Here is a 26,038-nt window from a genome sequence, read left to right as displayed (position 1 = left end):
AGCCCTTACCTTACCTCAATTAATCAAACCAGTGTCGAGTTTTATTGGCAAAATACACTAATGACAACATCACTGGCACCTCAACTAAAACACCAACCACAGTGGCCAGTGCTGCACCAGAGTGCAAACCAAATAAAGAAATGGCTACCGCTACCGCTAATTCAAAAAAGTTAGAAGTGCCTATCATACAAGCTGGGGCAGCCACGTTATGAGGCAGTTTTAAGCGCTTCGCGAAAAAGTAAGCTATGGCGAATATACCGTAGGTTTGAATAATCAATGGAATGGCAATTAACCCTATAGTTTGCGGTTGCTGCAATATATTTTCAGCTTGAAAACCAAACAATAAAACCACAGTGGCTAATAGCCCTACAATTGACAAAGGCTTTAACTTAGCCACAAAGCTATCAATGGCCTTTGCACCTGTATCACTTGAATTTTGATGTCTTTTATCCAGTGAAGACCGCGTTAAGACACCGGCAATTAAGGGCAATAACACGTATAAAACCACAGATAACAATAAGGTATTCCATGGCACCTCAATATCACTCACGCCCAGTAATAATGCAGTAAGCGGAGCAAAAGCAAATATCATAATAATGTCGTTTATTGATACCTGTACTAGGGTGTAGTTGGCGTCACCTTTGGTCATCTGGCTCCACACAAACACCATCGCCGTACATGGCGCAACGCCTAGCAAAATCATGCCCGCTATGTATTCATTGGCTGATTGAGGGTCAACCCAGTCTGCAAAAAAACCTTTAAAAAATAACCAGCCTAATGCAGCCATAGTAAAAGGTTTAATTAGCCAGTTAACCACTAATGTTAACGCTAAACCTTTGGGCTTTTTACCTACATCCTTAATTGATGAAAAGTCGATTTGGATCATCATGGGGTACACCATCAACCAAATCAGCACAGCCACAACAATATTCACATGGGCATATTCTAGTGAAGCTATCGTTGCAAAGGCATCAGGTACATGGCTCCCTAATATCACACCAGCTACAATGCTAAGTGCTACCCATACTGATAAATACCGCTCAAATAATCCCATTGGTAACTCCTAAATTGAGCGCTGATTAACGCGTTTGGTAAGTTGCGCGGCAGTTTCAATTCGCTCTGAATAACGGTCCACCAAATAATCAGAATTGTCTCGCGTGAGTAAGGTGAACTTCACCAATTCTTCTAATACATCCACAATGCGATTGTAATAAGCGGAGGGTTTCATACGGTCATTATCATCGAACTCCATAAACGCCTTAGCGACTGAAGATTGATTGGGAATAGTCAGCATACGCATCCAACGTCCTAATACTCGCATTTGGTTCACCGCATTAAATGATTGTGAACCACCACAAACTTGCATCACAGCTAAGGTTTTACCTTGAGTAGGTCGCACCGCCCCCACACTCAGTGGCACCCAATCAATTTGGCTTTTTAAAATGCCCGTCATAGCGCCATGACGCTCAGGTGAACACCACACCTGCCCTTCTGACCACATCATTAACTCTCTCAGCTCTACCACTTTAGGGTGAGTTGGCTCATCACCATCTGGTAAAGGTAAGCCTGTCGGGTCAAAAATTTTAGGTTCTGCACCCATTTTTTCTAACAAACGAGCTGACTCTTCCACCACTAAACGGCTAAACGAACGCTCACGTAACGACCCATATAACAGCAATATTTTAGGTTTATGATTAGATGGCGTACTGGAGAATTCTGCCATGTTTGGTTGTGTAAACTGCTCTTCATCCAGACTCGGTAAAGAGATATCTTCTATTGTCATTAGCTTGCTCCTAAGTTTTCTAAGGCAAGCTTCAATGCTTTCTTGTCTTTCAATTCCACATCAATTGAAGCTAGCTGTTCAACGCGGCCCTTAATTTCAGCAATAGTTGCTCGAAATGCTTCGGCAAGTTGTGCTTCAGTCCCTTCTAATTTAGATGGGTCTGTTAAACCCCAATGGACTTTTACACTGTTACCAAACCATACTGGGCAAGACTCACCCGCCGCAGAGTCACATACAGTCACGACTATATCGGCATCAAAATCTTCAAACTCATCCCAAGATTGGCTTGCTAAGCCTTCAGTCGAAATACCCGCTTCTTGTAGATATTGAATAGACAAAGGGTGCACTTCGCCAACAGGTTGACTGCCTGCGCTTTTAGCGATTATTTTACCGTTAGCAAAATGATTGGTGATCGCCTCTGATAAGATACTGCGACAGCGATTGTGGGTACATATATATAAAATTTTCACTTGTGTTCCTTAATTGACGTTAACAGCAGGAGGTGAGATTTTTACTGATATTCAAATTGTTTAGGCAACTCGATAAATACTCGGCATTACTTTTAGTTGTCGTTTTTAAAACATCCACAGCCCACTTGGGCAATGAAGGGTTAAGCCGATAAAACACCCACTTACCTCGCCTTTCATCCTGCAACAGCTCACATTTACGCAACTCAGCAAGATGCCTAGATACTTTTGGCTGACTTAACTGAAGGGCGCTAATAAGATCACAAACACACAGCTCTGAATGCATAGTGATCAACAACAAGCATTTTAATCTGGTGTCTTCTGACAAACATTTATAAAAGGATACCGGGGTGATCATAATATTCTCCGCCTAAACATATGGAATATCATATATATGAAATTTCATATGTCAAAGATTAAAACAAATAAAGGTTTAATGCGGCTAACTGAGGCAGAACAATGCAAGTTGAAACTGTGTAAAGCAGGCATATCAAAAATTGTCTGGCCGTCTGGATTAAGGCCTGTTTTTCAACCGAGACCGAATGGGATAGTTTGACTTCATTGGTGGGCCAAATGAGCTACTCAATTTAATTTTTATCTGACCCTTTCATATTTTGTAGCTCTAGGTAGTGAAAACTTTAAAAATGAACGGACAGCACCAATGGGAGGAAGATTGCCTGCTTTACCTCACAGTAGAAAACCTGACTAGCGTAAATAGCAATATATTTAACCCAATTCAGACCCTAATATTACCAATATTGATTCTAAGTTAAAGATTGCTAGACTCAGAAAACAAATCGAGCCAATAGTGTTTTTTATCTAGAGGTGTTTCATCAGATAGTGTTTTATTTTCGACCTGAATAACAGTTCTTGAATTTACCTTGGCTTGTTCAATTGCATATCCATAATGCAATTCGAGCATGTCTCTTATAATGCCCTTTTCCATCATCATCTCTAAGCCAGCATTGAGGCGCTTTGCAATTCTCGGCGCATGAGGAGATACAAAAGCGTAATAAGGTGTAGGTAACACCATAACTATATGCGGCTCTATCATAATATTAGGGTTAGCTTGGCTTTGAAATTCCACTTCTTCAAATACTTCATAAACACCCCGAGGTATATAATCGAATCGCTTCTTTTCAAGCATGGCAAATAACGAATTGTAAGTATAAGAGTTCACAACATTGAAACCTTGCTCCTGCATCACTTCCCATGTCGACCAGCTTTTCCTTAAACCAACAGAAATAGGCTTGAGCGCCTCTATCGTATTTAATTGGCTAAATTTGTCTGCATTATCTTTATGCACTAAAAGCAAGCGATAGCTAAGCAACCCCATTCTTATGGGTATTCGAATAGGTATCGCTTTTTCTTCCCATTCTGGTTGGGTGGTTACCAATACAACATTAAAAAATCCGTCTTTCTTTAAAATTTGATTCAGCGCTCTTTTTTTAGGAATGCTGCCATCCCCATACACCATGATTTTATATGCACCGAATTCGGGCTCAGTAATTTTTAGAGCCGCTTCCAAAATACGAAAATTATATTCTTGGTTAATATCTTTGGCGAATTGTTGATGACCTGTACGAATAATGTCAATCGAAGCGTGGGTTGAAAGTGACAAACTCATTAAATATAACAAAATCGTTTTTCTAACTAAATCCATATCAATATGTTCCTTCATAAGCTTATCGAAATACCCACTGTAACAAGACCATAAAACATAATTAAAATTAATGCATTACGAAAATCAACTTTGAAAAAGCATCGGCTGAGCCATCAAAGAAACTGGCGGCGCAGCCGATGCTTTTGACCTAACCGCGACACCAAGTTTGGAATACCGGGATTTGAATAAGATTGAATAAACCTTAGGCTATACTCGAGATTTGATTAACTCAGAGATAAGGAAATCCTGTGAGCCGTTTACCTCGTATTTGAGCGATAAGTGCTCATACAATTAATTAGTTGTGAAAACCATATTGACTGCGTGTACAGGCATAGAAACGTAAACAAAAATTGGTATGCAATGTTCAACTATTCCAGTTGTAATTGGGGTTTAATAAAGTCTATAAAAGCAGATATCCGCTTAGCCGCAGGAGAGGATTTATAGTAAACCGCATTTACTTTTTCTCTATCTATATTGAGTAAGCGATATGGATTTAATAATGCTATCAAAGCACCTGATGCAATATCTGCATCTACCATAAACCCTGATAGACAGGCGATACCATTTCCAGATAAGGCTAGTTGTCGTATTGTCTCTCCATTACTGGCAGTTAAAGTAGGAACAACAACCTCAGACCCTTTAATAGGCCATTTATTTAATGATTTAATGTCCGAAAATCCAATAATATCATGATGTTTTAAGTCTTGAGGGTGTCTAGCCATGCCTCGTCTAGCAATATACTCTGGTGACGCAACAATATGGAGGGGGCTTCTACCGAGTACTTTAGCGTGCAAAGTTGAATCTTCGAGCTTACCGATGCGAATAGCAACATCAGTCCTATTTTCTATTAAATCAATAAACCCTTCATTGGATCTAAGTTCAAGTTCTATGTCTGGATAGGCTAATTTAAAAGGTTGGATCAAAGGAATAAGCTGATGAAATATAAATGGGCTAGCAGCATTAATCCGTAATCTACCAGCAGGTAATGCTCCTCGGGTAATAATGTCATCTTCTGCCACCTGAATAGACTGCAAAGCACTTCGTACCGAGTTGACAAATTTTCTGCCTTCATCTGTGAGCTCTGTGCGCCTTGTTGTTCTGGTTAAAATATTAACGCCTAGTTGCCGCTCTATTTTGCTTACAGCTCTAGATACCCGAGCAACTTGAATATTTAACACCTCGGCTGCCGCAGAAAACCCTCCCGAATCGACAACACAAAGTAAGAGTTCCAAATCATCTGAACGTGTTTTCAATTGAACATACCTACCATTTATTGCAAAAGTAATTTGTTAATAACGCCATTTATCACAACAGTATAGCGATTAATAATGGCGCCTACAAAGTGATGCTGAGTTTTATTGCTATCACTTTCTACCATTCACTTTTTAAAATACTTGGAGATTATTATGCCATTAGCATTACTTGCATTAGCACTCAGTGCCTTTGCAATAGGTACAACAGAATTTGTTATCGTAGGTTTACTCCCTATCATGGCTCAAGACCTAAACGTATCGATTCCTTCGGCAGGTTTACTAGTGAGTTTGTATGCACTAGGTGTTGCAATTGGAGCCCCAGTACTCACTGCATTAACGGGTAAATGGAACAGGAAACACCTTCTACTATTTGTTATGGGATTATTTGTTTTCGGTAACCTAGTGGCGTGGCAAGCACCCAGTTTTGAAGCGCTTATTATAGCCCGAATCCTAACGGGGCTAGCACATGGTGTGTTTTTCTCAATCGGCTCCACTATTGCAACGGGTTTAGTACCCAAAGAGAAAGCCGCTAGCGCTATAGCAATCATGTTTACAGGCTTGACAGTTGCTTTGGTAACTGGCGTGCCACTAGGGACTTATATAGGACAACAATTTGGCTGGGAAGCAACATTTTTAACCGTTTCAGCACTAGGTTTAATTGCGATGCTAGGCAGTGCCATACTGGTCCCAAATAATTTAACTCAAGCTAAACCTGCGAAAATTTCAGCCCAATTTAAAGTATTAACCCAGCCAAGATTACTATTAGTTTACGCCATAACAGCTGTCGGATATGGCGGTACTTTTGTCGCGTTTACTTATTTGGCGCCTATTCTCAACCAAATTACTGGGCTTGACCCTAGTGTTATTGGCTTAGTTATGTTGGTTTACGGAGTTTCAGTTGCTATAGGCAATATTTGGGGCGGGAAAATGGCTGATAAAATGGGTCCTATTAAGGCACTCACCATTATTTTTACTGGTCTTGCTGCAATATTGTTTTTATTTAACTTTACTGCTGTCAATCCTATTGCAGCCATTATTACCATTTTAATATGGGGAGCCTTTGCCTTTGGGAACGTGCCAGGCTTACAAGTCTATGTTGTAAAATTAGCAGAGCAGCACACCCCAGACGCCGTCGATGTGGCTTCAGGTTTGAACATAGCCGCTTTCAATGTCGGCATAGCACTTGGAGCTTGGGGAGGAGGACTGATTGTTGAGCAGTCAGGATTGATGAATACACCTTGGGTTGGCGCTGTTGTAGTGTTAATTGCATTGGCACTTACTCGTGTTAGTGGTGCTTTAGATAATGGGAAACTGCGGGAGCTGAGCCGCTAAAATTTGCGTAATTGGTCAGAAAAATAAATCCTTATTGCCGATTATTCAATAATCGTTGCCGAAGGTAATTTCAGGCCAATATGCCGCTTTAACTCATCAGCCTGCTCAGAAGCAAACGTGAAATTAGGGAAAATCCCCGGTTTTATGTGATTAAAGGGGAGCGAGCAGTAAGCAACCTTGTCTTGAACATCAATAGCGACTCGCTTTACTTTTTCTACGGGCAGTTTGCTATCACCAATCGTCACAAGATTATTTTCTATTCTAAAGTGTTCGACCGGGTTACTTACTCGGTTATTCATCTCTTCTTACTTAAAGTTAGTCCAATAGAGGGGTAATAATAATAGGTTTGTTATTCCAGAGAGAACCAATATTGATAGAGACTCATCTGTCAATCCAAGATAGGCTAAATATGCAACAATCATTAGTAACCATAAGCCAATAATTCGGCGTTGCGACGAGGATAGCTTCAACAATGCATTACAAGGAATATTACTCGTGCAGTTTTTCAAGGTATTTTTATCGCCTGTTATACGCTGCCAAATAGTATGAATCAGCTTATGCCAGCTCTGCTCTTATCCCTATAATTCACGTATAATCTGAAATCTTTTTACACTAACTCAACTACATACATGTCCAACCAATTAACCTATCTAGCTCACTACCCAGAACACTTGCGACAACAGATCCAGCAATTACTAGATAAAAACAAGCTAGGTAATTGGTTACGTTCACGTTACCCAGACTTACATACGGTGGCCAACGACAATGACTTACGTGACTATGCAATGTCGTTAAAAAATCAGTACATGAAAAAGACCCAGCCACTGAGCAAAGTAATTTATGACAGTAAAATTCATATTGTTAATCACGCACTTGGTTTACATAGTTACGTTTCTAGAGTGCAAGGTGGCAAGCTCAAAAGTAAAAATGAATTACGCGTCAGCACCTTATTTAAAAATACTCCCGATGCATTTCTGCAAATGATTGTGGTACATGAGTTAGCCCATCTTAAAGAAAAACAACATAACAAAGCATTTTACAAACTGTGTGAACATATGATGCCTGAGTATCATCAAGTTGAATTTGATGTTCGGGTATACCTAACAGAGTTAGATAACTCAGGCAAAGTATTCACTGCTAAATAAGTCTTTATCTTATGTTAATCTTGCATTTTAAGTTTAGGTAATCTTTTTAAGTGGAATATCAATTTTCATATGATTTTTTAGGGAAACCAACGGCCAAATGTGAGCTTGATTGCGAATTATTTGGGGATTGGCTCACTCAAGACATGGGTGACAATAGTAGTGAGACAAAACAATTGCTGGCCGTCATCCAGCAATTACAAACCCGTAAAATTCAAGACTATCGCTATATCGGTAACACCTATCATTTGTTATTAGATGACAGTGAAGTAGAACTACATTTAAACAATGCCAGTCTCGCGCCATCAACAAAATTAGACATAGAATGGCACGAACAAGAATCTGCGGGGTGTGGATTAATTGACTTACAACACATTTTAGAGGCTTGGATAGACTTTATTACGTGATGATAATTTATTTGATTGCTCGATATTGGTGATATCTACCATTAAAAATAGGCCAACTTTGTGCACAGTGGCGTACAAGCAACCATCAAGATACCGTAACCCTATGTTTTAAAAGGAATATAAAAGTTGGCCTGAAACATGCTATATACTTTAGTATGAGTAGGTTTGTTTTCTAGGTGTAGGGAACTAGTTAAAGAGTGTACAGACAGATTCTTTAATGGCCAAAAATAAAACAATAATAAAAATAAATAATAAAATCGGCAGAAATTAAACAAACTCAATAGGCAAAGGCGCCTTGACATAACATTATGTCAAGGCGTCTTTTTTTATGAGAAAAGAAATATCGGTTAACCACAAATCGTAGAAACGCGTACTCCATTAACTACGTCTAAACTCAGGGTTCTAACAAAACATTATTGAACTTTAGATAGGTTTTCTTCAAAAAGGTCAAAAAGCACAACCTTGCTTTAGATCAATTTATCTCTTTTAGAGGCGAATAAAATACGCCCATCAACTTTAAAAAGAGATACACATGAAAAAATCACACATAGCAATCGCACTTACTGGCATCCTTTTTTGCGCAACTCAACCTGCATATTCATTTGAAAAAGGAGATTGGCTCATACGAGCAGGGGCAACTTCAGTCTCACCCAATGACTCTAGCAGTAACGTGACTGTAGCGGGATCAGACTTGGGAGTGGGTGTAAATGTAGATAGCAATACTCAATTAGGTTTAAATATTCTGTATTTTTACACACCTAAGTTAGCGGTAGAATTACTGGCTGCAACCCCTTTTAGTCACGATATAGGACTCGATACCGTAGGCGATTTAGGAAGCACTAAACACCTTCCCCCTACCCTGAGTGTCAATTATTACTTTGCTGAATCAAGCGCTAAGTTTCAACCCTATGTGGGAGCAGGCCTTAACTACACAATTTTTTTCGATGAAGACTTTACCGCAGCTAATACCGAAGCTGGCTTTAGTGATTTAGAATTAGATAACTCAGTTGGGTTGGCGGCACAAATTGGATTCGATTACGTTATTGACGAAAAATGGTCTATTAATACATCTGTACGCTGGATAGACATTGATACCGAGGCCACTTTTGACTTAAATGGTGCAACAGGCTCTGTTGATGTAGAAATTGACCCATTGGTTTACAGTGTGATGCTTGGCTATCGCTTTTAAACAATAGGCTAGAGTTTTAATGCTAAGTCCCATAGTCTCAAATCACTATGGGATGATCCCCTGCAATAATCACAGCGAAATATAGTCAGCATTTAACTGAAATGCTCTTTCTTGGGGTATAAAAAAAGCCCATGCTCTAAAAAAGCATGGGCTTTCAATTTATACTTAATAGACCTTAGGCGTTATAAGTAGACGAAGATGTATTACCGCCTCGTCCTGTCCAATTAGTATGGAAGAACTCACCTCTAGGCTTATCTGTGCGCTCATAAGTATGAGCACCAAAGTAGTCACGCTGTGCTTGTAATAAGTTAGCAGGTAAGCGCTCTGTGCGATAACCGTCAAAGTAATTAAGTGCGGCAGTTAAACAAGGAGCTGGTACGCCATTTGTCACTGCACTTATCACAACATTTCTCCAACCTTGTTGCGCATCAACGACTGTATTTTTGAAGTAATCATCTAGCAATAAATTGTTAAGTTCTGGATTTTTATCGAAAGCATTTTTGATATCACCCAAGAATGCAGAACGAATAATACAACCACCACGCCACATCAGTGCAATGCCACCGTAGTTAAGGTTCCAGTTAAACTCTTTAGCGGCTTCACGCATTAAAGTATAACCCTGCGCATAAGAGACAATTTTAGCGGCCAGTACAGCTTGACGTAAATCTTCGATAAACGCTGCCTTGTCGCCTTCAAATACTTTTTCAGGACCAGAAATAACTTTAGATGCTTCTACACGCTCTTCTTTTAGTGCAGAAATACAGCGAGCGAAAACAGACTCAGCGATAAGCGTAAGAGGCACACCTAAATCAAGTGCCACAACACCGGTCCATTTACCTGTTCCTTTTTGACCGGCTGTATCAAGAATACTCTCAACAAGAGGGCTACCGTCTTCGTCTTTATAGGCCAAGATGTCACGGGTAATTTCAACTAAATAACTGTCTAACTCTGTAGTGTTCCACTCTTTGAATACTTCATGCATCTCATCTGCAGACATGCCGAGTACTTCTTTCATGATTTGATAAGCTTCACACAATAATTGCATATCGCCATATTCAATACCGTTATGTACCATCTTAACGAAGTGACCAGCGCCATTTTCACCTACATAATCACAACAAGGTGAACCGTCTTCAACCTTGGCTGAAATATCTTGGAAGATAGGCTTAACCGCTTGCCATGCTTCAGCAGAACCGCCAGGCATAATTGAAGGCCCTTTAAGTGCGCCTTCTTCACCACCAGAAACCCCTGCACCAACAAAATTAATACCTTTTTCTGCACAGTATTTCTCACGACGAATAGTATCTGGGAAATGAGTATTACCACCGTCAATAATGATATCGCCTTTGTCTAATAAAGGCAGAAGCTGTTCAATAGTGGCGTCTACTGGCGCACCAGATTTCACCATAATCATAATCTTACGAGGAGTTGCAAGGGATTGAACAAGCTCCTCTACCGAGAATGCTCCGCGTATGGTTTCGCCTTTAGCACGACCATTAATAAAGTTCTCAACCTTATCCGTTGAACGATTATAAGCAGTAACGGTATAACCTTTACTGGCCATATTGAGAATGAGGTTTTCCCCCATAACAGCTAGGCCAATTAGGCCGATATCAGACAGAGTTTTCATAGAATTCCAATTTTTATTTTAAGTTAAAAAAAGTGTGCGCTTGCTGACCAATGACAATACAAAGTTAACAAGCTAAATTCAAAGGTGTAGGGCCAATTGAACTCAACACAATATAACTGTGATATTTTAACCACTAACCACAAATTTAGCACTTCAATTGTGCATAAATAAATAATGCATTGATATAAGACATATTCTTAAAACTCTAGAAGCCAAGTAGCACCTTAATAATTACTTTTATTCTGTCTAAATGTAGTTTTAACACTTCACTTAACGCTATGATTTTTAAACCGTAAAGGCAGTTGAAAGAATATGAAAAAGACACAGCACTTGGCCACAATACTGACTATGACACAACAGCTTAAAAAGACATGAAGATTAGTTAACGAGTGTTAGCAACATGTATTTAACATAATTAAGAACCTGTAAATTCAGACACCTAAAGCCAACCTAAGTTGACTTCTTTTTCGCTTCTATTGTTACCAAATAGAAGTGGTACCAGTGGGTTAAAACGAAGCATTTAGGAGCACTGCTCCGTTCGTTTTAACATCTCAGCAAGGACGCTGAGATTGGGTGCCGATCATCAGGGATGTGTATGTGACTACATCGCAGTTATCTTCACTTACCAAACCCCAGACATAAAAAAAGCCAACCTAAGTTGACTTCTTTTTCGCTTCTATTGTTACCAAATAGAAGTGGTACCAGTGGGCGGACTCGAACCGCCACGCATTGCTGCAACGGATTTTGAATCCGTCATGTCTACCAATTCCATCACACTGGCATTTCGATGTCTCAACAACCAATCAATCTAGTTTTCGAGAGGCAGGCATTATAGCTATCACTTATTTTCATGCAAGGTTTTTGTGTCATTTACATGTCATGTGATGTTTTTTTGAACGCCTATTAAATATCAGTAAACTTACTTCTCATAAACTCCATAAAATCGGCTTTAGGTGCAATGGCGCCAGGATGCTGAATAACACATGCAGCGGCGGCAGAAGCGATTTTTGCAGAATATTCTGTTGAATGGCCGTTTAGCCTTGCACCGATATATCCCCCATTAAAAGAGTCACCCGCTGACGTTGTATCCACGACATTTTCAACAGGTTTGATTTTCAGCTCAGTTAATTCGCCATCGAGCTGAATAAACAAGCTTTCAGGACCATTTTTTATCACTAATTCAGCAATATTATATGGCTGACAGAAATCTACAACTTGCTCTACTGTGGTTAGACCGTATAGCTGTTCAAAATCGTCAATACCTGGCAATAACATATCGCTTAAAGCGAAGGCTTTTTCAAAGGCCTGTTTAGCCTCATCAGCACTTCTCCATAAACGCGCTCTATAGTTAGGATCAAAAATAATCTTAACACCGGAGATACTAAGCGTATTTAACATTTCCCAAAATGCTGTACGGTAAGCTGGCTCGATTACAGCAAGACTAATTCCAGAAAAGAAAAACACATCCGACTCGGTTAAAGAACTTAGCACCTTGTCGTCAACAAACTTCATAACTTGGCGGGCAGCAGAGCTGTCTCGCCAATATAAAAATGAACGCTCACCTTGATCGTCTGTTTGAACTAAATAAATCCCTGGTGTTTTTACTTCATCTGCAAACACCAAATCATTATTCAATCCTTCACCGGCGAACTTATCTGTCATTTGTTGGCTAATAAGATCTTTACCTAATGCAGTCATAAAACTAACATCTTGAGTGCTAAACAAACGTTTAAGATAAACAGCTGTATTATAGGCATCTCCCGCAAAGGATTGGCGCATAACTTCAGGTTCACTCTGCTTAAGCTCAAGCATACACTCACCAAATAAAACTACTTTTTGCATGTTAAACCTTGAATTTTGTCCATTTATAAAGAAATTATAGCTCTTAATTTGAACTCTTCTTTCTTCAATTAAAGCTTACCTTGGAGGCAAGCTAGTTATTAATTATTTATTACTCTTTAATGGCTCTATTTTAGGGCAAAGGAACAAGATACTTGCCATAACAATAAAAGCCAGAACCGCACCCAGTATGAAAACATTTTGGTAATTGGCGCCAGCAGTCAAAAATGGCACAGTTGCTGTTAAGCCAGCAGCTGAGAATTTAGCGGCCATACCAGCAAAACCAGACAATGAGCCCACACTATCTTTACCTAACATATCACTTGGTAATGTTTGAATACTGCCAATTGACGTTTGGAAGCCAAATAAGATAGCAGCCATAATGAGTACAGCTGTATTAGCACCACCAGGATTAGCTAGCAATAACAATGAAGGCAGCATAATTAAACAACCCAGTACAATCACAGTCTTACGTGTTTTGTTAACGCTCCAACCTGCTTTAATTCGGTTTTGAGATAAAAGACCACCGAACCAAGCACCTAACATTGCACCTACGTAAGGAACCCAGCCAATAATTGCCAGCCCCTTCACATCCATATTATAAACTTCTACTAAATAAGTAGGTATCCAAACAATAAATAACCACCAAATTGGATCAATGGCTGCGGTAGCAATAATTACCCCCCAACTTTCTTTACGGCCTAACATTTCACCATAACTTGGGACATATTCATCTAGGTTAACTTCTCCTTGATCTGAACTAACAGTTTTTTGTCCAGACAAGATGTAGTCGCGCTCTTCATCAGTTATCCAAGGGTGTTTAATTGGCGGAGCTTTGACTAATACTAACCATGGTACTAACCATAAAAGCCCTACTAAACCAATTAACACAAAAATAATTTTCCAACTTAAAAACGTTGCTAAATATGCAATTAATGGAACTGAAATTATACCACCGATAGCAGCACCAGAATTAAAGATGCCTTGCGCCAGCGCACGCTCTTTACTTGGAAACCATTCGGCATTAGCCTTAGCAGCTCCCGGCCAATTACCAGCTTCTGATATACCTAGAAGCGCTCGAAAAAGACTAAAGGTTAAGACGCCTTGAGCAAATGCATGTAATGCAGTTGCCAAAGACCATACACCTATGGATAAAACAAAACCTAATCGGGTACCAATCCAGTCAAATATTTTGCCGAAAGCAGCCTGACCGATTGCATAAGAGAATAAAAATACCACACTTACCGTACCTAAAACTTGTTTGAGCTCATCAGCACTCTTTTCTGGATAAATATCACTACCCATATAAGGCCATAAAACGCTTAGTGCTTGGCGATCGATATAATTGATAACTGTTGCTAGTGCGATTAAAGCAATAACCCACCAACGTAAATTTTTCATTTTCATATTTTTATACTCTTTTTTGGGCTCTAAATGACTAACTAAAGTTTTTTTAACAGACTCTATTCTAATTTTCTTAAAGCGGTACGAATATTTTTAATAAGGGTTCTAGATTATCGCAAAACCCATACTTTATGTAACTTATTTGCGGCCATAAGAAATAGTGATTACGTCTTACAAGCGAGACCCACTATTGGTTTCTGGAATATAAAAAAAGCTAAAAATAGTTTCCATATTCAATTATGAAAGCAATAGTGGAGCGATATTTTTATTTTACTTCATTATTTTTCAATATTGCTGTGTGTGGCCCGTTACTTCTGAGCTCCATAACCTTTGGTGATAATGTCTTAATAAAACTATTATCAGAAATTTCAGTAACTGGTTCTCCAACCGTATGCTCAATATTGACAGAAGCAGAGTTCATGAGCTTATTATTTGCAATATGCGTCACCTGTGAACCGTGCAGGACTACAGAAGCAAGTGACTTGTTACGACTCCCTTTACCTACGTTTTCTATAACGTTACCTTCCATCAAAAAGTGAGGACCAAATGTACTTTCATCAGTGCCACCTCGGTAAACCTTGGCAATAGCACCTTCTACATTTTCAACGGTATTGTTATTGAAATAGATATATTCGGCGTTGTAAATTCCTAAATCATCAGTTTCTTTATTTAATCGTAAAATATCGCCAGTGATATTTTTAAAGGTACTATTTGTGAACTTGATTTCATCAGCAAAACTTCTATTACCTGCATCAAACACATGAAATGAGTGATTAACATCTAAATTTTTAATACTAGAGTCATGAATTTCAAGACGGTAATTACGCTGCATGGGTGTCCTTGAAGTACGAATCAATGTATTTCCAGCAGAGTCTGGCGCTTGTTTACCATCAATAATAAGATCAACTAACTTCAAACTGCCATAATCATTAATATCTACAAAGGTAGAGCGCCCAGGGTATAAATAGACTTGGCCTTTATTTGCAGCCTTGATAGTGATTGTCTTTGTTAGTTTGATAACCTTAGCAATGTTGTAATCACCATCTTCTAACATTAAAACATCACCAGAAGAGGCGTTATTTATTGCATTAAATAGGGCGTTTTCAGCAGGTTTAACTCTTAGTAATCGTCCAGAATCAAAAGCGACTTCAGGCTCGGCTTTTGGATAATAACTAGCCCCAACTGTATCTTTTTGAACTAAAACTAAATCTTTAGAAGCGCCAACATTTTTAAGTTGCTCACTTACAGGATATAGCAGTCCATTTTCAGCTCTTTCCATTTCAATAGAAGTTGGCACAAACCCTTTGATGATAGTCGGAGTAGTATCTTTAGTGACTATATTGTTCTCAAAGTGAATTCCGCTTATATCATCAAAAATTGAAATACCATCAAGATTATCTTTATTCACCACAAGGTTATTTTGAAACTTACTATTAATTGGAGCTGCACTTCGCTCTGCATCACTGCCTGCGGCTAAATGAATATGCTCAACGTCAACTAAGGTATTATTTTCAATTAGCGCATTGTCGACCTGATGATAGCGATTAATTTTTGAGTTTGGCACTCCGTTCATAATCGTAAAGCCACTACCAAAGCGGTAACCCGTTAAGCCTTCCATATAGTTATTGCGAATAATTTGATCTCGATTGATAACACGAATACCACCTGTATGATCGACACCATTACCCAAGAAAACATTACCTTGAACCAAGTTACCATTACCATGACGTAATGTTAGGGTTCCCTTTGATTCAAAAAATAGGTTATTTAAAATTTTATTTTTGCCAGATTTATTAGAAATAATTTCTACTTCACCATTACAACGGTCGAAATAGTTGTTCTCTATCGTGGTAAATGAATTAGTAAGCGAATAGTGGCTAGTACCTATCCGTAAAGTTTCACCGCCATTTGAGCCTAAAACAGGGCGAGGGCCAAAATAGTTGTTGTCGATGCGATGATAATTTTCTTGGCTTTCTTCGGTATTTAAGCGCACAGCCATAGTGACACCGGCATTCTTTTTACCTACCAAGTTGCTATGGTCAAAACGGTTATACTTGCCATACATTACAACCCACTTGTCTTGCTCAAACTTTTCAGGGTTACTGAAATTATCCACAACCACTTGAGTCACTCTACTATGATATGCCAAGTTATCTTTATTTTGCCTAAAAGAAATTACTTCGCCTGTGGGCGTATAACCATTTTTGAATACTAGCCCTGACACAACTAAATATTCACCAGCCAACCTTAAGTTTGATAGGCCAGACAAAAATACTTTCCCAGGGGTTTCAGCTTTTAGTCTTATGGGCGCTTGCTCTGTGCCTTTGGCTTTAAATAAAATTTCAAAGTCTGACCAGGTGCCGTTCGCTAAAATAACTTCATCACCGGGCTGCAATTTTTCAGAGGCCTGTTGATATTCAGTCGGAGTTTTTACTAAATATTCTTTAGCAAATGTATCTTGGCTAAATAAAACCACAGCCATACAGGTTAAAACAATTAAGGAAAAACAACGTGTCATAAAGGAGTGCTCTTATCTCTACTATTTAGCTTGTTATAAAATTTAAAAAAAAAGCTCTCTATACTAAACATTACAGAGAGCTCAATATGTATTTCAATATGTAAGGCTGAACAAAATTCAAGTTCAGCCACGACTCATATTAATGTTTGTATGTCACACCAGCATAGATACGCGGTCCATACACGTTAACTTCAGAGAAGTTATCAGGTGTCGGATTAAACTGTCTCTTAGTCTCATTAAACAAGTTAATCGCTTCAACAGAAAATTTAAGGTTATTATTTAGCTTGTAACTAACACGAGCTTCATACTGACCTTTATCACCTACATATCTTAAGTTACCGGGAGTAGATACATATTGTTGGAAATATTCGCTTCTGTATTTGTATATCAACTGAGCATTAAAACCACCGTCTTGATAATACATTTGAGCAGACGCTACATTCTCTGAGAACCCGAAAATTTCAGCAGCCGGAACAATACCCACTCTCTCAGTGATAGACCCATCAGCATTAATTACATTAGATGCACCAAAGTTTGCGTCTTCTACCTCGAAGTCAGAATCAGCCCAGTTATAACTTACCTTCACCCCCATATTACTTAGAACACTCGGCAAATATGTAAATGCATGGGTAGCCGTCATTTCAAAACCGTAAATGGTACTAGTGTCTTCAGTGGTTTGTTGCGTCGTTACTACTGTTTCTAGGTCTTCACCGTCAACGTTAAATATTTCAGTAACAGACGTATTTTCGAACCCACCTTCAAAGCTTTTATAGTAACCGCCTAATGCTAAAACAGTATCTTCATTAGGGTACCATTCGACTGCTAAGTCAGCATTCCATGATGTGAAAGGTTTTAAGTCAGGATTACCATTTGCAGTAGCGGTACCGATAGCTGCGCTGATATCGGTAGCTTCTTCACCGTCTTCAGTTAAACCAGTAAATGCACGTCCAAAACCTAAATCAGAAGGTGATGGCCTTGATAGTGCACGATATACAGCACCACGAAGCATTACATCATCGCTTAAATCCATGACAACATTTAAACTTGGTAGTATTTCTGAATAGCTACCTCCACCTGTAACTTCAACTAATTCACCGGAAACTTCAGTAACCGTGATACTACCATCAGAGTTAGGACTAGAGACCAATGGTCCTCTTAGGCCAATAGAGGTAACATCTGTATTAACGTAACGTACACCAAAGTTACCACGTACCGTGTAATCACCAATTAACGTGTCGTAATCAGCTTGTAAGTAAACTGCGAGTGTTTCTTCATCTACGTCCACATTCGCCACTGTATCTCTTGGCTCAGGAATAACTGGGGCCGAACCAATCACAGCTGTCGCTAAACATAGAGGGTCAAAGGTAGCAAATGTATTACCTGTTCCCTGTGAGATAACTGCACCACTATTGTCAACGTTAGTGATTAAATTTTGACCGCCAGTTACTGATGATAAGAATCCGCTTTCTGGAAATTTTGAGTTTTGACATTCTGCAACAGCAGCATTTACAACATCTTTATCTTCATTTGTAAATTCATCACGAGACCTAGGGTTACTATCAAACTCTAATTTTGAGAAACGAAGACCACCTTTAATTTGGCTAATCACATCACTGTCTGCTAAATATTGAAAATCAGTTCTAAATGCACTTACTGTATTGTTTCTGAACTGGTTTAAATCTACGCGAGTACGGGCAGCATTAGAAAAATTATTAGGGTTAGTTACATCAAAATTTCTAACTTGCATAATCGGAATCAGAGAGCCGTCTTGGCCAATTTCGATGGCGGTATTGATATAACCATTCTCGGCTCCTTCAACTTCATTATCTAGAGCATCAGTACCTGCTGATTGCAGACGTGTATGATAGAGACTTTCACGACGTTCCGTTTCTGATACAGAAAGATCAGCTGAAATAGTCAACACATCACTGACATCATAAATAAATGACACACCACCGCCTTTATATTCTTCTAAACGCTCTAAATAGGTACTAAGCGTTTCAATTCGTTGATAATTAGTCCCAGAGATTAACGCCCCAGAATCAGATATCACTAAGTCTGTGTCAAATTGACCATCACGAACAACCGTTGGGTCATCAAGCCTTTTACTATTTGCAAATACTAAGTCGTTTCTGGTTTCTTTAAATAAACGCTCTGATACTTCGACATCCACATTCATTTCAAATTTTTCAGTTGGTCTCCATTGCACAGCGGCAAAGTAAGACTCTCTATCATCATCTGTAATATTTTGACGATATGAGTATGAGCTTGGTGCGAAGACATAAGGCACGCCATCATCGATTGGCAGACCAGTATCAGGATCGATATTATAATTAACACCTCCATCAGTACTGTCATCGTTATCCCAATTGCTGTCATCATCATCACAATCATCACCATTACTACTGTATATACCTACTGGAGTGTTTGGATCAAGTCGACAATCAGCAAAACCACTGGTTGAGCGGGCTTCTTGCTCTGGATTACTTTTTACATCTTTCTGTACACCAATTGAAAATCCGATTTCACCCAACTTATCTGTTTCGTATTGGTCAACAAAACTGGCAGTAAGGCGAGTACCAAAATCTCGAGCACTGTCGTTAATATCAGCTTCGTCTGGATTCCAGTTACCTTTTACTTGAGCCTGAAAACGGCGCTTACCATAATCTAAGGGTTTTACAGTTTCTAATGAAATTTGACCAGCTACTCCACCTTCAATAAGACTGGCTTCTTGAGTCTTGTAAATTGCTATTTTATTAAATAGTTCTGAAGGGAACTGTGAAAAGTTTACTGAGCGGTCACCACTACCGTTAGCCGCTTCACGGCCGTTAAAAACAGTACTACCTAAAAATGGACCTAAACCTCGAATTGAAATTTCTGTAGCACCACCTTGCTCTGTATGAGAAGCAGCACCTGTCAAAGTCTCTAAGGCTTCACCAATAGATAAGGCAGGTAAGTCACCTATGTCCTCTGAGGATAAACCATCAACAATACTGGTTGACAATTTTTTGATATTATTTGAGCTTTGAATCGTGCCGCGGATGCCTTTAACTTGAATAACTTCTAGGTCTTCTTCCGGGGCTTCTGTTGTTTCTTGAGAAGTGGCTGGAAAGGTAACCATGCACATTAGTGCAGTTGCACAAAGACTTTTGGCAAGAACGCTATTTCTATTTGTTGCTAGAAATGCGCTACTAATCTTATTTAGTTTTATCATTTGTGAGATCTCATTTTGCGTTTGGTGTACAGACCATGGCAATGTAACTAATTGTTAAATACAATGTCAAACAAATATTAACCAATTTTACATTTTAATTATTACCAATATTGATTTCATTGGTAATACCAATGCCAGTTAACAAAATGTTACCAATTTGGTTTTATCTTAACATCGTGTTATAAAGTGATAGTGTATATCTGTGTACGACCGTAACAATTAACGATAAACTACGCGTAAGTTATTAATAGTACCTTTCGTAGCATGAGGAACGGAGAATGAAGAACCGGCGGTTATTTTGGAATATTGTCGATAAGATAGAATTGTTAATCAATTCAGGGCAATATCCAGCCGGCAGCAGGCTGCCCCCAGAGCGAGAACTAGCCGAAAACTTTGAGGTTAGCAGACCTACTATTAGGGAAGCTATCATAGCCCTTGAAGTACTAGAACGAGTCGAAGTAAAAACTGGCTCGGGGGTTTATGTTCTTGAAAATACAACCAAACAAGCAGTGCAGCATAATGTCAGCGCATTCGAATTAACACAAGCTAGAGCCTTAGTTGAAGGTGAAGCAGCGGCGTTGGCTGCAACCACTATTTCGGAAGAAGAGTTAGTTAATTTAAACCGAACTTTGATAGAAATGGAGCAAGGCGTAGACCCTGAAGCAGCAGATAAAGAATTTCATATTATTATATCTACAGCCACTCGAAATAAGGCGATCTTGCTTGCAGTTAACAATCTCTGGAATATGCGTGAAAGCAGCCCCTCTGTAAAGCTAGCTTATAAAGGCGTGTGCAGCCAAAGTGACAGTAAAAGATTAGAAGAACATAGAGCCATATACACGGCACTAGAGAACCGTGATGCACAGGCAGCTAGAGCAGCAATGCATTTGCACTTCAACCGGCTCATAAACGCTTTATTTGAAGCAAGTGAAGCAAAGGCCTTAGAAGAAGTAAGAAAGCAAACTAGTGAAACCCGTGATTTATATTCGTTGAATCATCTAGTATCCTAAGATACCCCCAAACTCGGTAGTTATTAACATCACCTACCGGGGCTATCAGCAGCGTTTTAATTCCAGCAATAAAAACTAAGCAAACAACTATCCCCTTTAGTTTTAGAATTAAAAAAGGCCATATATAATATGGCCTTGCAGGGTACAGTAGCTTGATATTCTACTTTTATTATTAATTTTTTCTCTAAGAGAAAAGCATACCGCCATTAATGTCGATATTGTTACCAGTCATATAAGATGACTCGTCAGAAGCCAAGAAGCCAACTAATTTAGCTACTTCTTCAGATGTACCTTCTCTCTTAGCACAGGTATTACCTGCAACCATTGTACGTACGTTATCAGGGGTAAACGTATCGTGGAAACCAGTGCTTATCATACCAGGACATACACCATTCACACGAACATCAGGACCTAATTCTTTAGCAAGACCACGAGTGAAAGTCATAACAGACCCTTTAGAACTAGCGTAAGCAACAGCGCCGCCGCCGCCGCCGTCACGACCAGCTTGAGAAGCAAGTGTAACAATAGAGCTACCCGCTGCTAAATGAGGGATACAAGCTTTAGCCATCATGAACAATGACGTCATGTTTAAGTCCATTACGTTGTTCCAGTGCTCAATGCTCATATCTGCAATTTTGATACGCGCTAATAAACCGCCAGATACGTGAACAAGACAATCAATTTTACCAAAAGTATCTAAAGTTGCTTGAACGGTAGCATCAACACTTTCTTGATTTGTTAGGTCAGCTTGAAGAGCTAGAGCTTTACAGCCAAGTGCTTCAATTTCTGCAACAGCACTTTCTGCTGTAGTTTTACTTGAATGGTAAGTAATTACCACGTTTGCACCACGTTGTGCTAATTCGATTGCACAGGCACGACCGATATCTCTACCACCGCCAGCAACAATTGCTACTTTGCCTTTCATTGTCATAATGTTCTCCACTGAATCTTCACTAGATAAAATTTTTATTAAACCATAACTGGAAGCCATTAGACATGTTATGCAGCCCCATGAAGAAAAAAGACCAGTTAGGTTCCAGTCATAAACGTAACCAATACCACTAATAATGTCAACCAATTATTACCATTGGTCATACCAATAATATTTTCGCACTCACTACTTGTTATAAGTTTGTTATAAAAAACAGTAATGTAGTCTATAGCATAACAAAACTTTTTGGCTTATGGAGTACAGATGTTAATTAATTGAATGTTACCAATATTGGTAATAACCAAATATTCCTTTAAACGTATATTTAAAATTTTTTACTGATAAACTAACAATAAGTTTCAGAAAAATATTTACTACTTGTGATAAACGATACCAAACAAACTTTACGGGCGGGGTTTTTCCGCCGCTTAGCAGCCATGATTTATGACCTGTTAGTGGCAGTGGCAATAGGGATGTGTGCAGGCCTAATTATGCTAATTTGCTTTTTAGTATTATTTGAATCAAACATAATTAACAAAGGTGGTCATGAACACTTTATGGATCTCATGCAAGCCTCTGTAGTTTACCCAATGATATTACAAGCTTGGGTGGCTTTTTGGGTCGTAATATTTTTTCTGTGGTTTTGGCGAAATGGTGGCCAAACTATTGGTATGAGAGCGTGGCGACTCAGATTGTTTAGTACCAATGACAAACCTTTTGGTTATGGTAGGGCGTTATTACGATTAATATGCTCTTTAGGTGGACTAGGTACTTTATTAGTATTATTTGATGTGAAATCTAAATTATCGTTACAAGACAGGTTAACGAATACCGAGATACTCATTTTAAGTAAAGAAGCTAATCATCATGCCTCATGGAAAAATATTCAAGAATAGCAAACTACATAGCGCAGCACTTTCTTAGGGTCACGTAAGCAATGTGATACAGTGTTTACGTCCTTCGCAATAAATAGATAGAATACATAGCAAATAGGAAGCTTGGCAGAGCCGCGCCTATAAAGGGGGGAAATTGGTAAACACCGCTAAGGGTGCCAAACACTTCATTACTCACAAAAAAGCCAAATCCAGTTAATACCCCCAGAATAACCCTTGCTCCCATAGTCACACTTCTAAGGGGACCGAATATGAAAGATAATGCCATAAGCAACATAACTCCTACCGAAACAGGTTGCAGTATTTTACGCCACAAAGCTAACTGATACCGGCTAGGATCTTGGCTACTATTTTCTAGGTAATTGACGTACTCAAACAAACCTTGAATTGACAGAGCCTCTGGTTTAACAGTAACAACACTCAATTTATCAGGCGTAAGAGTGGACTCCCACACACCTTTTTCTACTTCAGTATAAGTAACCTTTTGCTGCTCCAAATAGGTATACTGCACGTCTTCTAGGTTCCATTGTTGCTCTTTGTAAATGGCTTGCTTGGCACTGGTAATTTGTCTCAGTACCAAGTCATCATCGAATTCATAAATTTTGACATCAATTAAAGTATCTCTATTCAACACCTGATCTATGCTGACAAAATTTTCGCCATCTTTTGCCCATATGGTCCGATCTGAAGCAAACAAACTCCCGCCAGATATAGCTTGAGTACGAATTTCTTTGGCTTTTGTTTCTGTTATGGGCGCTACCCATTCTCCAATAGACATAACAAATAGCACCATTAAAAGCGCAGATTTCATTGCAGAGTTGACAATATTCCAACGACTTTGCCCAGCAGATTGCATCACCACTAATTCACTATTGCTGGCTAAGACGCCTAACCCAATCAATCCGCCTATTAAAGTCGCCATGGGAAAGAATTGTTCAATTTCTCGAGGTAAACTTAATAATACGTAGATACCCGCTACAGTCATGTCGTAACTGCCTTTACCCACTTGGCGCATTTGTTCTATAAACTTAATTAAAGCACTCAAACCAACCAAAACACTTAAGCTCATTGCTGTAGTGGTTAACAATGTCCTTGCAATGTAAAAGTCTAAAATTTTAAACATTGGCATTACCCTTCAATCCTGCTCTTAACTTGATCCCTAATGGTCGTCCTTTAACAAGTAATACCCAGCCTATAAAAAATAGAATGCCATGGACCCACCACAGACCTAACTGCTGGGGTATGGTCCCATCTTCTAAGGCTTTACGACCAGCCATTAACATTAAAAAATACCCTAGATATAACATCAACGCAGGGAACATCTTTCCAAAACGACCTTGCCTTGGGTTAGCAGCACTTAAAGGTACAGCAATTAGTACTAAAAATGGCAAAGATAAAGGAATGGCGATACGCCAGTGAAGCTCTGAAATAGCATCTAACGAAGGATCTTCAAATAAATCAATGGTTTTATAGGCACTTAACTTTCGCCGTTTCTTTTCAGCCTGTTGTTCAGCAATTTGAATTTGATATTCATCAAACTCAACAACACGGTAATCCTGCTGACCAATTTTACCTTCGTATTGCTTACCTTGATTCAATATTAACTTTTCAGAACCATCAAGTTCCTCTTTAACACCACCTGTTTTTGCATACACAATTCGCACGTTCTCTAGTTCTGACTCAGTGTCTCTTTGAGCTAAAAAAATTCTTTTTAAAGGCTCCTCGCTGCCATCAATATCATGTACAAAAACAACGGCTTGTTGGTTTGCTGTTTGCTGGAACCTTCCAGAAATAAGACTCGTCAACCCACTTTTCGCACCAATTTCTTCTTCAAGTTGATATTGGCTTTCCACTGAGTAGGGAGTTAACCACAAGGTAAAGAACGCGGTAATCAAAGACATCAGAATAGCCAGCACTAACATCACTCGAGTGATGTACCATTCACTAATTCCGCAAGCGCGCATTACGCTCATTTCACTGTCAACATATAACCTACCATGGGCTAACATGATCCCTAAAAATAGGCTCAAGGGTAAAATTAGCGACGCTAACACAGGTGTACTAAGGGCGAGAAACCCCAAAACTAGACCTGCAGGAATATCGCCATCTGAAGCATCGGCTAATACTCTAACGAATTTTTGAGTCACAAAAATTGCCATAAGCAGCAAAAAAATAGCCGCTTGAGACTTTAGGGTTTCTTTAACTAAATAACGGAAAATCAGCACAATACATCCATAGAAAAGTAGTATTTTTAGTGGCACTATACGAAATTTTAAGTAAACTTAACGTTTTCACAAGTTTAATTTATGAAGAGCCTATTTTTAAGGCCCTAAGCCAATGTAACCTTTACAGATTATGTATGGCTGACATTAATTTTACAATAATATCACTACATTACCCAAACCTCGCTTATTTTTATTATAAGTTTAGGAAAACACAACAGGTAAAGGTGGTGTGGCTCAATCAATTTATACAATAAGGAATGACAGTGGAATTTAGTGTTAAAAGTGGCAGTCCAGAAAAGCAACGTAGTGCTTGTATTGTGGTTGGAGTGTTTGAGCCAAGGCGATTAACGTCGGTAGCAGAACAATTAGATAATATCAGTGAAGGGTATATAAGTAACCTTTTAAGGCGTGGTGATTTAGAAGGTCAAGCAGGCCAAATGTTATTGCTGCACCATGTTCCTAATATTCTAAGTGAAAGAGTCTTACTAGTTGGCTGTGGCAAAGAGCGCGAACTAGACGAACGCCAATATAAACAAATTATCTCTAAGACAGTAAAAAAACTGAATGAGACAGGCTCAATGGAAGCCGTTAGTTTTTTAACCGAACTACATGTAAAAGGCAGAGACACCTACTGGAAAGTACGCCAAGCAGTAGAAGCTACGCAAGATTCTTTATATACATTTTTGCAGCTCAAGACCAAAAAAGGTGAATTACGCCGCCCTCTTCGTAAAATAGTTTTTAACGTTCCAACACGTAGAGAACTTTCTATTGGCGAACGAGCCTTGGCACATGGCTTGGCCGTAGCAGCCGGGTCTAAAACAGCTAAAGATGTGGCCAACATGCCGCCTAATATTTGTAACCCTGCATATTTGCTGACTCAAGCCGAACAATTTGCCGAAGTTTATCCAAACCTAACTGTCAGCTCAGTTAATGAAAAACAAATGGATGACTTAGGTATGCATACCTATTTGGCAGTAGGCCGAGGGTCGGTCAATGAGTCCATCATGACAATTATGGAACATAATGGCGGCCCAGCAGATCAAGCTCCTGTGGTGCTTGTTGGTAAAGGGTTAACCTTTGACTCTGGTGGAATTTCCATCAAGCCAGGGGAAGCCATGGATGAGATGAAATACGATAT

At 39.1% G+C, this 26,038-nt stretch carries 22 protein-coding genes and 1 tRNA gene; 7 read left to right on the top strand and 16 right to left on the bottom strand.

Translation table 11 applies throughout. From position 1 onward, the window contains the following. Positions 1–19: 19 nt before the first annotated feature. The 6 genes from arsB to ABJE44_RS05450 form a co-directional block, all read right to left on the bottom strand. Entirely contained in the window at positions 20–1,054 is a 1,035-nt protein-coding gene (arsB, locus tag ABJE44_RS05475; protein ID WP_348113287.1) for an ACR3 family arsenite efflux transporter, read from the bottom strand. 9 nt (positions 1,055–1,063) lie between these two features. Beyond that, positions 1,064–1,783 carry an arsenical resistance protein ArsH gene (gene arsH / locus ABJE44_RS05470; RefSeq protein ID WP_348113288.1) on the bottom strand — a complete coding sequence of 240 codons (720 nt, stop codon included), beginning with the start codon at positions 1,781–1,783 and terminating at the stop codon, positions 1,064–1,066. Beyond that, complete coding sequence (locus ABJE44_RS05465; protein WP_348113289.1) at positions 1,783–2,253, bottom strand: arsenate reductase ArsC; 471 nt, start codon at positions 2,251–2,253, stop codon at positions 1,783–1,785. The genes arsH and ABJE44_RS05465 overlap by 1 nt, the downstream gene beginning before the upstream one ends. 19 nt (positions 2,254–2,272) lie before the next feature. Then, positions 2,273–2,608 (bottom strand): metalloregulator ArsR/SmtB family transcription factor, encoded by a 336-nt coding sequence (locus ABJE44_RS05460; RefSeq protein ID WP_348113290.1) that lies wholly within the window; start codon positions 2,606–2,608, stop codon positions 2,273–2,275. Between the two features lie 411 nt (positions 2,609–3,019). Continuing rightward, positions 3,020–3,913 (bottom strand): hypothetical protein, encoded by an 894-nt coding sequence (locus ABJE44_RS05455; RefSeq protein ID WP_348113291.1) that lies wholly within the window; start codon positions 3,911–3,913, stop codon positions 3,020–3,022. Positions 3,914–4,281: 368 nt separating this feature from the next. Next, complete coding sequence (locus tag ABJE44_RS05450; protein ID WP_348113292.1) at positions 4,282–5,166, bottom strand: LysR family transcriptional regulator; 885 nt, start codon at positions 5,164–5,166, stop codon at positions 4,282–4,284. A gap of 153 nt (positions 5,167–5,319) precedes the next feature. Between ABJE44_RS05450 and ABJE44_RS05445 the strand changes: the two genes are divergently transcribed. Then, positions 5,320–6,498, top strand: a complete 1,179-nt coding sequence (locus tag ABJE44_RS05445; protein WP_348113293.1) for an MFS transporter — start codon at positions 5,320–5,322, stop codon at positions 6,496–6,498. A 41-nt stretch (positions 6,499–6,539) separates the two neighbouring features. Here the strand turns inward: ABJE44_RS05445 and ABJE44_RS05440 are convergent, their stop codons facing one another. Beyond that, positions 6,540–6,797, bottom strand: coding sequence for a hypothetical protein (locus tag ABJE44_RS05440; protein ID WP_348113294.1), 258 nt, complete (start codon positions 6,795–6,797; stop codon positions 6,540–6,542). 330 nt (positions 6,798–7,127) lie between these two features. On the opposite strand from ABJE44_RS05440, the gene ABJE44_RS05435 reads away from it, so the two are divergent. The 3 genes from ABJE44_RS05435 to ABJE44_RS05425 all read left to right on the top strand — a co-directional run bounded on the left by ABJE44_RS05435 (position 7,128) and on the right by ABJE44_RS05425 (position 9,236). Beyond that, positions 7,128–7,643, top strand: a complete 516-nt coding sequence (locus ABJE44_RS05435; RefSeq protein ID WP_348113295.1) for a M48 family metallopeptidase — start codon at positions 7,128–7,130, stop codon at positions 7,641–7,643. Between the two features lie 50 nt (positions 7,644–7,693). Further along, complete coding sequence (locus tag ABJE44_RS05430) at positions 7,694–8,047, top strand: YacL family protein (RefSeq protein ID WP_348113296.1); 354 nt, start codon at positions 7,694–7,696, stop codon at positions 8,045–8,047. A 532-nt stretch (positions 8,048–8,579) separates the two neighbouring features. After that, the gene (locus tag ABJE44_RS05425) at positions 8,580–9,236 is read left to right on the top strand and encodes an OmpW family outer membrane protein (RefSeq protein ID WP_348113297.1); all 657 of its coding nucleotides are present in this window, start codon (positions 8,580–8,582) and stop codon (positions 9,234–9,236) included. A gap of 175 nt (positions 9,237–9,411) precedes the next feature. Here ABJE44_RS05425 and gnd read toward each other — a convergent pair whose 3' ends face one another. The 6 genes from gnd to ABJE44_RS05395 all read right to left on the bottom strand — a co-directional run bounded on the left by gnd (position 9,412) and on the right by ABJE44_RS05395 (position 19,841). Further along, entirely contained in the window at positions 9,412–10,866 is a 1,455-nt protein-coding gene (gene gnd, locus ABJE44_RS05420) for a decarboxylating NADP(+)-dependent phosphogluconate dehydrogenase (protein WP_348113298.1), read from the bottom strand. Positions 10,867–11,562: 696 nt separating this feature from the next. Continuing rightward, positions 11,563–11,647 (bottom strand) — tRNA-Leu (locus ABJE44_RS05415). A 122-nt stretch (positions 11,648–11,769) separates the two neighbouring features. Continuing rightward, positions 11,770–12,708 carry a sugar kinase gene (locus tag ABJE44_RS05410; protein ID WP_348113299.1) on the bottom strand — a complete coding sequence of 313 codons (939 nt, stop codon included), beginning with the start codon at positions 12,706–12,708 and terminating at the stop codon, positions 11,770–11,772. A 102-nt stretch (positions 12,709–12,810) separates the two neighbouring features. Further along, on the bottom strand, positions 12,811–14,112 hold the full coding sequence (locus ABJE44_RS05405; protein ID WP_348113300.1) for an MFS transporter: 1,302 nt from the start codon (positions 14,110–14,112) through the stop codon (positions 12,811–12,813). A gap of 262 nt (positions 14,113–14,374) precedes the next feature. Then, entirely contained in the window at positions 14,375–16,627 is a 2,253-nt protein-coding gene (locus ABJE44_RS05400; protein ID WP_348113301.1) for a chondroitinase-B domain-containing protein, read from the bottom strand. A 139-nt stretch (positions 16,628–16,766) separates the two neighbouring features. Further along, entirely contained in the window at positions 16,767–19,841 is a 3,075-nt protein-coding gene (locus ABJE44_RS05395; protein ID WP_348113302.1) for a TonB-dependent receptor, read from the bottom strand. A 278-nt stretch (positions 19,842–20,119) separates the two neighbouring features. Here ABJE44_RS05395 and ABJE44_RS05390 point away from each other — a divergent pair, with 278 nt between their 5' ends. Continuing rightward, the gene (locus tag ABJE44_RS05390) at positions 20,120–20,851 is read left to right on the top strand and encodes a FadR/GntR family transcriptional regulator (RefSeq protein ID WP_348113303.1); all 732 of its coding nucleotides are present in this window, start codon (positions 20,120–20,122) and stop codon (positions 20,849–20,851) included. A gap of 184 nt (positions 20,852–21,035) precedes the next feature. Here the strand turns inward: ABJE44_RS05390 and ABJE44_RS05385 are convergent, their stop codons facing one another. After that, positions 21,036–21,782, bottom strand: coding sequence for an SDR family oxidoreductase (locus ABJE44_RS05385; RefSeq protein ID WP_348113304.1), 747 nt, complete (start codon positions 21,780–21,782; stop codon positions 21,036–21,038). A gap of 380 nt (positions 21,783–22,162) precedes the next feature. Between ABJE44_RS05385 and ABJE44_RS05380 the strand changes: the two genes are divergently transcribed. Continuing rightward, positions 22,163–22,678, top strand: a complete 516-nt coding sequence (locus ABJE44_RS05380; protein ID WP_348113305.1) for an RDD family protein — start codon at positions 22,163–22,165, stop codon at positions 22,676–22,678. Between the two features lie 55 nt (positions 22,679–22,733). On the opposite strand, the gene lptG is transcribed toward ABJE44_RS05380, so the two are convergent. Both lptG and lptF read right to left on the bottom strand, forming a co-directional pair. Further along, on the bottom strand, positions 22,734–23,798 hold the full coding sequence (lptG, locus tag ABJE44_RS05375; protein ID WP_348113306.1) for an LPS export ABC transporter permease LptG: 1,065 nt from the start codon (positions 23,796–23,798) through the stop codon (positions 22,734–22,736). After that, positions 23,791–24,900, bottom strand: a complete 1,110-nt coding sequence (lptF, locus tag ABJE44_RS05370) for an LPS export ABC transporter permease LptF (protein ID WP_348113307.1) — start codon at positions 24,898–24,900, stop codon at positions 23,791–23,793. Before lptF ends, lptG begins: the two co-directional genes overlap by 8 nt. A 263-nt stretch (positions 24,901–25,163) precedes the next feature. On the opposite strand from lptF, the gene ABJE44_RS05365 reads away from it, so the two are divergent. Next, on the top strand, positions 25,164–26,038 hold an 875-nt coding region (locus tag ABJE44_RS05365; RefSeq protein WP_348120679.1), incomplete at its 3' end, for a M17 family peptidase N-terminal domain-containing protein.

The organism is Paraglaciecola sp. (genome assembly GCF_039942875.1).
GTDB lineage: Bacteria > Pseudomonadota > Gammaproteobacteria > Enterobacterales > Alteromonadaceae > Paraglaciecola.
This window is presented reverse-complemented; position numbering and strand designations above follow the sequence as displayed.

Excerpts from the sequence above, each read along its gene's own strand:
- ABJE44_RS05445 (WP_348113293.1), top strand. The coding sequence starts at position 5,320 with ATGCCATTAGCATTACTTGCATTAGCACTCAGTGCCTTTGCAATAGGT.
- ABJE44_RS05440 (WP_348113294.1), bottom strand. The coding sequence starts at position 6,797 with ATGAATAACCGAGTAAGTAACCCGGTCGAACACTTTAGAATAGAAAAT.
- ABJE44_RS05405 (WP_348113300.1), bottom strand. The coding sequence starts at position 14,112 with ATGAAAATGAAAAATTTACGTTGGTGGGTTATTGCTTTAATCGCACTA.
- ABJE44_RS05425 (WP_348113297.1), top strand. The coding sequence starts at position 8,580 with ATGAAAAAATCACACATAGCAATCGCACTTACTGGCATCCTTTTTTGC.
- arsB (WP_348113287.1), bottom strand. The coding sequence starts at position 1,054 with ATGGGATTATTTGAGCGGTATTTATCAGTATGGGTAGCACTTAGCATT.
- ABJE44_RS05455 (WP_348113291.1), bottom strand. The coding sequence starts at position 3,913 with ATGGATTTAGTTAGAAAAACGATTTTGTTATATTTAATGAGTTTGTCA.
- lptG (WP_348113306.1), bottom strand. The coding sequence starts at position 23,798 with ATGTTTAAAATTTTAGACTTTTACATTGCAAGGACATTGTTAACCACT.
- ABJE44_RS05435 (WP_348113295.1), top strand. The coding sequence starts at position 7,128 with ATGTCCAACCAATTAACCTATCTAGCTCACTACCCAGAACACTTGCGA.
- ABJE44_RS05395 (WP_348113302.1), bottom strand. The coding sequence starts at position 19,841 with ATGATAAAACTAAATAAGATTAGTAGCGCATTTCTAGCAACAAATAGA.
- arsH (WP_348113288.1), bottom strand. The coding sequence starts at position 1,783 with ATGACAATAGAAGATATCTCTTTACCGAGTCTGGATGAAGAGCAGTTT.
- gnd (WP_348113298.1), bottom strand. The coding sequence starts at position 10,866 with ATGAAAACTCTGTCTGATATCGGCCTAATTGGCCTAGCTGTTATGGGG.
- ABJE44_RS05460 (WP_348113290.1), bottom strand. The coding sequence starts at position 2,608 with ATGATCACCCCGGTATCCTTTTATAAATGTTTGTCAGAAGACACCAGA.
- ABJE44_RS05410 (WP_348113299.1), bottom strand. The coding sequence starts at position 12,708 with ATGCAAAAAGTAGTTTTATTTGGTGAGTGTATGCTTGAGCTTAAGCAG.
- ABJE44_RS05385 (WP_348113304.1), bottom strand. The coding sequence starts at position 21,782 with ATGACAATGAAAGGCAAAGTAGCAATTGTTGCTGGCGGTGGTAGAGAT.
- ABJE44_RS05400 (WP_348113301.1), bottom strand. The coding sequence starts at position 16,627 with ATGACACGTTGTTTTTCCTTAATTGTTTTAACCTGTATGGCTGTGGTT.
- ABJE44_RS05390 (WP_348113303.1), top strand. The coding sequence starts at position 20,120 with ATGAAGAACCGGCGGTTATTTTGGAATATTGTCGATAAGATAGAATTG.